This is a genomic window from Psychrilyobacter sp., assembly GCF_037132775.1.
Taxonomy (GTDB): Bacteria; Fusobacteriota; Fusobacteriia; order Fusobacteriales; family Fusobacteriaceae; genus Psychrilyobacter.
The window spans coordinates 1-8,506 of the sequence record NZ_JBAHZY010000060.1 but is presented as its reverse complement, the minus strand read 5'-3'; the positions used below and the strand labels follow the sequence as shown (position 1 = coordinate 8,506).

Sequence of the window (8,506 nt, the reverse complement as noted above, 5' to 3'; positions counted from 1 at the left end):
AAAAAGGTATATTAATTTTTATAATAACGATAGAGGACATAGTTCTTTAGATTATGAAACACCTGCTAAGGTATATTTTGGTACTCAAAAAATTGCTTAAGTTTTTTCATAAACTGTTTGACAAACACGACCACCATAAACATCCTGTTACTTGGAAAAATAATGAGACACAACCTATAAACACCACATATTTAAACAATATAATTTATATATAGTTGGGGAAGTGGATAGAATCTTTGGTATCACCCATATAAAGCCTTTAAAATAAGGGTTTAGAATGAATTTTTATCTATTATTATTTTTTTAAATCTTTTAATCCTTAAATTCCCTAATTATAGCTTCCAACAATTATCACATTCTAGAAATATTTAGTATAAAATTGACTTAGAAGAGGTTTATTGCTACAACACAGGAGCTCTTTTTATTCAACTGACTGATACCTTGGGATAAAAAAAAGATGACTCCTGTAGAATACAGAAATCATCTTTTAATTGTATAAATTTTAAAATACCTCTAATTTGTTTTTTTTCAGAGGCCATGCCCAAAGAGCCAGATAGATCCCAGAAAAAACTATCAGTTTTATAAAGATATTATCTAGATAAAAACTTCCTCCCAGGGCTAGAGCTGTACTTATAACAACTTTAAACTTAAACTTCACTATATGAGATAAGTCTAACTTTATGTACTTTTTATTGAATGTAATGTATAACAACATAAAATTAACCATGGATGCTATAGCTGTTGCTAGTGCTAGACCCCTGTGCTGGAACTCTTTTATCAATACTGCATTTAAAATGATATTTATTATTATAGATATCACACTAAATATCACAGGTCTTTTGGTATCTTTCATCCCGTAGAATGCACGACTCATCAAATGTACTGCTGTGTAGAAGAACAACCCCACCGAATAATAGATCAAACTCTCAGAGGTGATCTTTATAGAGTTTTGTGTAAACTCTCCGTGACCTAAAACTAATTTTATTATATCTTTCGCATAAAATATCAAGGCCCCCATACTAGGTATGATTAAAAATTGTAAAAAATTCAGTCCCTTTTGAAGACTCTTTTTGACTATCTCAGTTTCATTGTTTGAGACAGCCTTAGACAGGGTGGGATAGATTACTGTTGCTATAGAAATACCAAATACTCCTAGAGGCAAATTATATATCCTCGTAGCATTTTCTAGTGCAGACACTCCACCACTAGCCAGGTGAGATGCAAAAAACTGATCCACTATACTATTTATCTGCCTGGCAAATATCCCAAATAGCATAGGTATCATCAGGATAAAGATTTTTTTTAGATCCTCATCTTTCAAATCTATCTTAAATTCATAGTTTTTGACTATCTTTATAAAGGCAGGTAAAACCACTAAAAATTGTAATAACCCTCCTACAACTACTCCCACAGCCATTGCCTTTACACCATATTGTTTACCGTAAACCATTATACTGACTATTATGGCAAAGTTAAAAAATAGTGAGGTACTTGCAGGGATCAAAAACTTTTTAAAGTTGTTTAATATAGCAGAAATCATTCCGGCTAAGCCTATAAATACAAAATAGACAGCCATTATTTTTAGGAGTCTAGAAGCTATTACCTTGGTTTCCTCTGAATATCCTGTCACAATAAAATTTATTATATTGTCGGAAAATATAACCATAAGGATGGTTAGCAGACTTGTAAATATAAATAATAGATTTAAAACTGAATATATCAGAGTTTTAGATCTCTCAGCTCCGTATTTCTTTTCCTTATCGTTGTAGACAGGGATAAATACCGTCCCTAAAGCTCCCTCTCCTAATAATTGCCTGAAAAAATTGCTTATCTTAAAAGCACTAAAGTAAGCATCGGTATATTTGGTAGCGCCAAAATAATAAGCAATAAGTGCTGTTCTAACCAGTCCCAAAACTCTACTGGCTAAGGTAATTATCATAATTAAAATGCCATTTCTAAACATCCTAGATCACCTCACAAGGAGTTTTTAGTCTTATTCCGTGTTCTAATATCTCAATGTCATCATCTTTGTATAATTCCAAGAGGGATAAAAACAGATATATCAAATGAAGTCTGTCCACAGCTTTAGAGAAGATATTCTCTAAATAAACTATCCTTCCTGTAGGTAGACTCCTCCATAATTTTTTTTTTTCCTCTTCCAGGTCATATTTAATATCAATATCGATCTCATATACATCTGTATTCTCTATATATTTAGAATAGATATCAAATATCAAGTTCGCACTCAAGTTGGATAGATCAAAATCTGTATTTGGAACTTTTACTATATTTTTCCCCTTAGTGAATTTAGTATAAGAAACATTGTATTCATTTTCTAATTCCCTTATTTTCCCACTTAATTCTTTAAACAATTTATATTCTGCAAGTTTCTGAGAAAGGGCTTCCTCTTTTTTCTCTTTCTCCCTCATATTTAAGATAGATAGTGCTTTTATTTCTAGTAATTCACTGGCTACTCCTAAAAATTCCACCTTGATAGAGACACTTTCTTTTCTAGCGTCCTCTATAAGGGAAAGATATTCATTTATAAGGGTACTTATTTTTATCTCTGTTATCTTCATCTCTTTTTTTTCCAAAAGGTGGAGCAGAAGATCTAGTGGACCTTCAAAGTTTTCTAATTTAATATCTAAGTTCATTTTTACCTTCTTTAATTTTTATTTTGTAGGTATCCCTTCCAGATTAAAACATCGTTGGCAATGGCTGCCTTTAGTTCCTCTATGGATTTAAATTTTTTTTCAGACCTAAGATGTTGTATCAACTCCACAATAACTTTTTTTCCGTATATATAGTCTGAAAAATCCAATATATGAGTTTCTACACTAAGTTCTCCGTCTTTTAGAGTTGGATTTCTACCTATATTTACTACACCATCATAGACTTTATCATATCCCTCTATCTGCACTCTGGCTCCATATATCCCAAAGGGAGGATAGATCTTGTCTATTAAGTCTAAGTTTGCTGTAGGAAATCCTAATTGACGTCCATACTTTTTCCCATGTACTACATTTCCTATTATAAATAAATTATATCCCAATAGATTTTTTACCCTGTCTAATTCTCCACAGCTTATAAGTTCCCTAATTAAAGTGCTACTTATCACTTTTTTCTCCGAAATAACAGGATTTGTCTTATTTACCTCTATCCCGCAGGTTTTCCCCATCTCTATCATATCATCAACAGTAGCTGCTCCTCCTGCACCAAATCTAAAATTAAATCCTACAAATATTTCACGAGTTCTGATGGTCTTTAATATTTTTAAAAATTCTAATGGTGTAAGATCTGAAAATTTTTTATCAAATTTTTGAAATATAACATAATCTACTCCTAATTTTTCTAAGAGGTGGATCTTCTCCTCCTTTGAGTTTATTAATTTAGGAGCTGATTTTTGAGACATAAAACTTTTAGGATGTTTATCAAAGGTAAACACCACTGATTTTCCGCCTATTTTTTTTGCCCTTTTAATTGCCCCTTCAATTACATTTTTATGACCTTCATGTATTCCATCAAATGCTCCAATCGCCACACATAGATCGTGATTTTTCTCCTCTAACTGAAATATATCATCTATGATCTTCATACTATACTCCTTATTATTTTTCTTCTTGTTCCTTTAAGTCATTATAGATCTTTTCTATTCTCCTGAATCTATTTCTAACTCCAGATTTGCTCAAATTAATAAGATCTCCTAATTCATGGAGAGAAAATTCTGGATTCTGTAACCTTAGCATAGCCATCTCCTGTAGTACTGTGGTCATAGAAGATAGACCGATTTCTCCATCTATATACTCTATCATTAGTACATGTTTTCTTCCAGTATTCAAAGTTTTAGTTTCATTGGCCACTTCCCAGTTTATCTCACGAATAGTCTTATTTTTTATTTCTTTCAACATTATTGTTTCTTCGTATTTAAAAAACTCTTTGAGTATTCCTACCGCTACCAAAACATCCATAATATCCTCTGAATTTCTCAAATATATCAAGAATTTATTCCTTTTAGTTGTTTTAAAACACCGTTTACCTCTGAATTTTAAAAGCAGATAGAGTTTATCAGCTACCTCCTCAGAGTCTATAAAAAAATCAATTGCATATTCTTTTTCCGGGTCTTTTATATATCCACAGGCTAAAAATAACCCCCTGAGAAAACCATTATATAGATCCTCTCTCTCATCTAACTGTTCTTCTATTAGCCTAAAAGAGTCTAAAAATTTATTATATCCATTCTGATACGGTATAGTTACCACATACACCTTATGTTCCCCTAGCTTTTTACTAATAGAATACTTTATAAATGTTTTTAATTCAGTTAATTCTGTAAAGAGTTCCACTACCCTCTCTGAAAGGGGGTAGTTTTCCAAAGTTATCTCAATTTTTTTTTCATAAAATGCATTCTTTGAATAAAGTATTCCGTAGATCTCAGCCAATTTTTCATCATAGTGGCCTATCTCTTTACTAAAAATTTCATCTTTTATCCTAAACGTATATGACATCTTCACTCCTATCTATTTAGCCTCACTCCAATTATAACCCATAGCTACATTAGCCTTTAATTTCACATGATCTAGTTTTACAGTTGTTTCCATTATATTTTTTATAAGTTTTGCATATTCTTTGATTTTATCTTCTTTCACTTCAAAGATCAGTTCATCATGAACCTGCAAATTCATCTTTATATCTTCTTTACCCTCTAGTTTTTTATTTAATTCAACCATTACTACCTTCAAAATATCTGCTGCCGTCCCTTGAATCACAGAGTTTACTGCCATCCGTTCAGCCTGTTTTACAATGTTTTTATTAGTAGCATTGATCCCGTCTATCGTTCTTTTTCTATCATATAGGGTTCTTACAAATCCATCATGTTTAGCACCTTCTATTATTTTTGTTTCTAGAGCTTTTACCCCTGGGTATTGGCTAAAGTATCTAGAAATATATTCTTTGGCTTCATCGAGGCTTATTTTTAGTTCACTAGATAATCCAAATGCTGTTTTCCCATAAATTATACTAAAATTAACGATTTTTGCCAAAGATCTTTTTTCACGACTTACTTCTTCGTCTTCTGCTAAAGAAAATAATTTTCTAGCTGTGAGATCGTGGAGATCTTTATCTTGCTTATAGGCAAGGATTAGGGTTTCATCTTTACTTATCTCAGCTAAAACTCTTAGCTCTATTTGAGAATAATCGATAGCCAAGAGTTTATATCCATCTTTTGCCACAAATCCCTGTCTGATTTTTATGCCTTCTGGTGTTTTCACTGGAATATTTTGCAGATTCGGATTAGATGATGACAGTCTTCCTGTTGCCGTTCCTGTCTGATTAAATGTTGTATGTATCCTGCTGTTTTCGTCAACTAATTTAGGAAGTGCCTCTACATAGGTACTCTGTAATTTAGCTAATTTTCTATATTCTAAGATATCTTTAGCTATCATTTCGCCATCCCTATCTCGAAGTACTTCTAGTACTTCTACTCCTACTGATTCTTTTTTTACCTTGGATAATTTCATCAGTTGAAACAATACTATTCCCAGTTGTTTAGGTGATGCTATGTTAAATACCAAGTGGTTATTCAGGAGTTCTTCTAAGTCAGCCACCTCTATTTTTTGCTCATATGCAGTATATTCTGATTTTTTCTTATAGTTAAGTTTTCCTAGCTGAAGAAGGGTATCTCTAATCTCCCCTTCAGTTAGTTCCATCATATTGACCTTGTGTTCCAGACCTTTTTTCACTTCAGCTTTGATCTGAGGAATTATCTCATCTAATTTAACAGCTAATTCTGCTTGATATTCCTTAAAATAATCCAAATCAATCAAGATTCCTTCGTTTTCCATCTTATATAAGACCTTAACCAGATCCATCTCGATCTTGTATATTTTTGTTAACTTATCTCTACTCAATTCTTCTAGAAACTTATCACCTGACCTATATAGAAACTTAGCTCTGACTTCTAAGAATTCATGCATATCTTCTAAGTTCATCTTTTCAATGGATTTTTCCTTTAAAATTTCATTTTGTGTTTTTAAAACTTCACCATCTCTATCCAGGACTATACCTTCAAACTCTTCCTTTGTATGGTTGGTCAAAAGATAGTTTCCTATAAATATATCACACTTTATATTTTTAGGATCTATCCCTAATTTTAATAATTTTTTATAACCATAGACTATATATGGTGTGTCTAATTGAAATAATGGCTTTAAAGCATCTAAGGTTATCTCAGTTGTTATGAGAGCACTTGGATTCAAAGAAACATATTGGCTTCCCTTATCTGTGATAAATATTATTCCGTTTTCATTTGTAAAAAGTGCCACCTGACTAGATTCTTTTATCTCCGTTTTTAATTTTTCTATCCCATCTAGATCAACAACATTACTCCTTTCAAACTCTTTTCCTATTAAAATCTCTATTTCTTTTTTTTCATTCTTAGAAAAATTTCCTTCTATCTTTTTTTCTAAGGTTTCAAATTCTTCCACTGTTATAGATGCAGTATCTATAACTTTTAAAATTTCTTCTAAAGCTTTTTCAAGTTCCAACTCTCTTTGAGAATTTGTCTCTTCTAAAGTCTCTTTTTCTGAGTCATCCACCTCTTGAATATTCAAAGTTGGGTTTTCCTTTTCTTCTTTTTCTAATTCTAAAGTAAATCTTTTTATATAACTTTTAAAGTTTAATTCCTTACACAGTTCCACTAGCTTACTCAAATCTTTGTTATATTTCATATCTTTCAAATTAAAGTTTAGGTCGATATCTGTTTTTATCACTGCCAATTTTCTGCTCAAAAATGCCAGCTCCTTATCTTCGATAATATTTTTTACGAGACCCTTTCCTATTCCAGGTATTTCACTTAATTTTTCCACATTTTCATATATCCCTTCTAAGTTTCCATATAGATCTAACATTGGAATTGCTTTTTTAGGACCTACTTTTCTCACACCTGGTATACCATCACTGGAATCTCCAATAAGTCCAAATAGATCTGGAATTAATTCTGGTGTCACTCCTAGTTGTGCCACTACATCTTCAGGGGTTCGGAGAATTCCAAACCTGCTCTTTCCATCGCCCTTACCTAAGAGAGCAATATTTATATTTTTATCCAAAACTTGGGAAAGATCTTTATCTCCAGTGACTACATAGGTTTCTATCCCCTCTTCTGAAAGTTCCTTTGCATAGGTTCCCATGACATCATCAGCTTCATGGCCCTCTATCTTTACTTTTTTTATGTTAAATACATCCAGTAGTTCTTCAATTCTTTTTATCTGTAAAGTCAGATCATCCGGCATGGGTTTTCTATCTGATTTATATTTATCATAAATTTTAGTTCTCTCCAAAGATTTTCTGCTTACATCAAAAGCCCCTATTATATATTCAGGTTCAAATTCTTTCAGTACTCCTAGAAGTGTATTCAAAAATCCAAAGGTTGCACCGGTAGGTTCTGAATTTGTTCTAAGGTTCATATGTGCATAATATGATCTATACATAATTGCACTTACATCTAATAATACTGCTTTTTTCATTTTATTTTCTCCTTATATTTTTTCATTTTAATTTTTTTTGGGATTCTATGAAATATATCATATTATTTTATTCTCAATTAAATAGATTTAATCTTAGATTTAAATAATATTATTACTATTTATTATATCATAAATTATTTTTATTTAGATTTTATTTGTAGATTTCATGTATTTTATTTGTTTTTATTATCTATGTTTTTAAATTTTATATTAAGTTAATTATCGGACTTTAAAACATATAAAGTAATTATAATATAGTACATATGTTTTCTATAAAAAGAAAACATATCTATTTCAAAAAAAACATTGATTTTTGTAAGAAAATAGATTATAAACTTACTAGTGACAAATTAACAACTTAAACGTTTATAAACAAAACAATATAATCAAAAGGAGGATTAATAATGAAAAAGTTTGACTACATGGAAAAATTCGGACATGAGCAATTGGTGTTCTTTCACGACAAAGCTACTGGATTAAAAGGAATCACTGCTATTCACGATACTACTTTAGGACCTGCCTTAGGTGGAACAAGATTATGGAACTATGCTACTGAGGATGAAGCTATTGAAGAATGTTCTAAGACTTAGTAGAGGTATGACATATAAGGCTGCCTGTGCTGGTTTAAATCTTGGTGGTGGAAAAATTGTTCTTATTGGAGATCCTAAAATAGTTAAATCTGAAGCTTATTTCAGAGGATTAGGAAGATTTGTTCAATCTTTAAACGGTAGATATATTACTGCTGAAGATGTTAATACTACTACTAAAGACATGTTATTCCTAGCTATGGAAACTGATCATGTTGTTGGATTACCTGGAAAATCTGGAAACCCTTCACCTGTTACTGCATGGGGAGTATTTGCTGGATTAAAAGCTACTTTAAAAGAAGCTTTCGGATCTGATTCTGTAGCTGACAGAACTTTCGCTGTACAAGGTGCAGGACAAACTGGTTATTTCTTAATCAAATACTTATTAGGATATGATTT

The 8,506-nt window shown here is 31.4% G+C and carries 7 protein-coding genes; 2 read left to right on the top strand and 5 right to left on the bottom strand.

Annotated features, from left to right (window positions below; all coding sequences use genetic code 11):
- Window positions 1–502: 502 nt before the first annotated feature.
- Genes murJ through V5784_RS04060 form a run of 5 tightly spaced genes read right to left on the bottom strand, consistent with a single transcriptional unit; the run spans window position 503 to window position 7,520 of the window.
- On the bottom strand, window positions 503–1,963 hold the full coding sequence (gene murJ / locus V5784_RS04080; protein ID WP_336887780.1) for a murein biosynthesis integral membrane protein MurJ: 1,461 nt from the start codon (window positions 1,961–1,963) through the stop codon (window positions 503–505).
- Between the two features lies 1 nt (window position 1,964).
- Window positions 1,965–2,654, bottom strand: coding sequence for a segregation/condensation protein A (locus tag V5784_RS04075; protein ID WP_336887779.1), 690 nt, complete (start codon window positions 2,652–2,654; stop codon window positions 1,965–1,967).
- An 11-nt stretch (window positions 2,655–2,665) separates the two neighbouring features.
- A complete protein-coding gene (locus tag V5784_RS04070; protein WP_336887778.1) occupies window positions 2,666–3,595 on the bottom strand; it encodes a bifunctional riboflavin kinase/FAD synthetase in 930 nt (309 codons plus the stop codon).
- Window positions 3,596–3,608: 13 nt separating this feature from the next.
- Entirely contained in the window at window positions 3,609–4,505 is an 897-nt protein-coding gene (gene whiA / locus V5784_RS04065) for a DNA-binding protein WhiA (RefSeq protein ID WP_336887777.1), read from the bottom strand.
- A 12-nt stretch (window positions 4,506–4,517) separates the two neighbouring features.
- On the bottom strand, window positions 4,518–7,520 hold the full coding sequence (locus tag V5784_RS04060) for a DNA polymerase (protein WP_336887776.1): 3,003 nt from the start codon (window positions 7,518–7,520) through the stop codon (window positions 4,518–4,520).
- Window positions 7,521–7,924: 404 nt separating this feature from the next.
- Here V5784_RS04060 and V5784_RS04055 point away from each other — a divergent pair, with 404 nt between their 5' ends.
- Complete coding sequence (locus V5784_RS04055) at window positions 7,925–8,110, top strand: Glu/Leu/Phe/Val dehydrogenase dimerization domain-containing protein (protein WP_336887775.1); 186 nt, start codon at window positions 7,925–7,927, stop codon at window positions 8,108–8,110.
- The coding region (locus V5784_RS04050) for a Glu/Leu/Phe/Val dehydrogenase dimerization domain-containing protein (protein WP_336887774.1) at window positions 8,088–8,506 on the top strand (419 nt) is incomplete at its 3' end. The genes V5784_RS04055 and V5784_RS04050, both read left to right, overlap by 23 nt.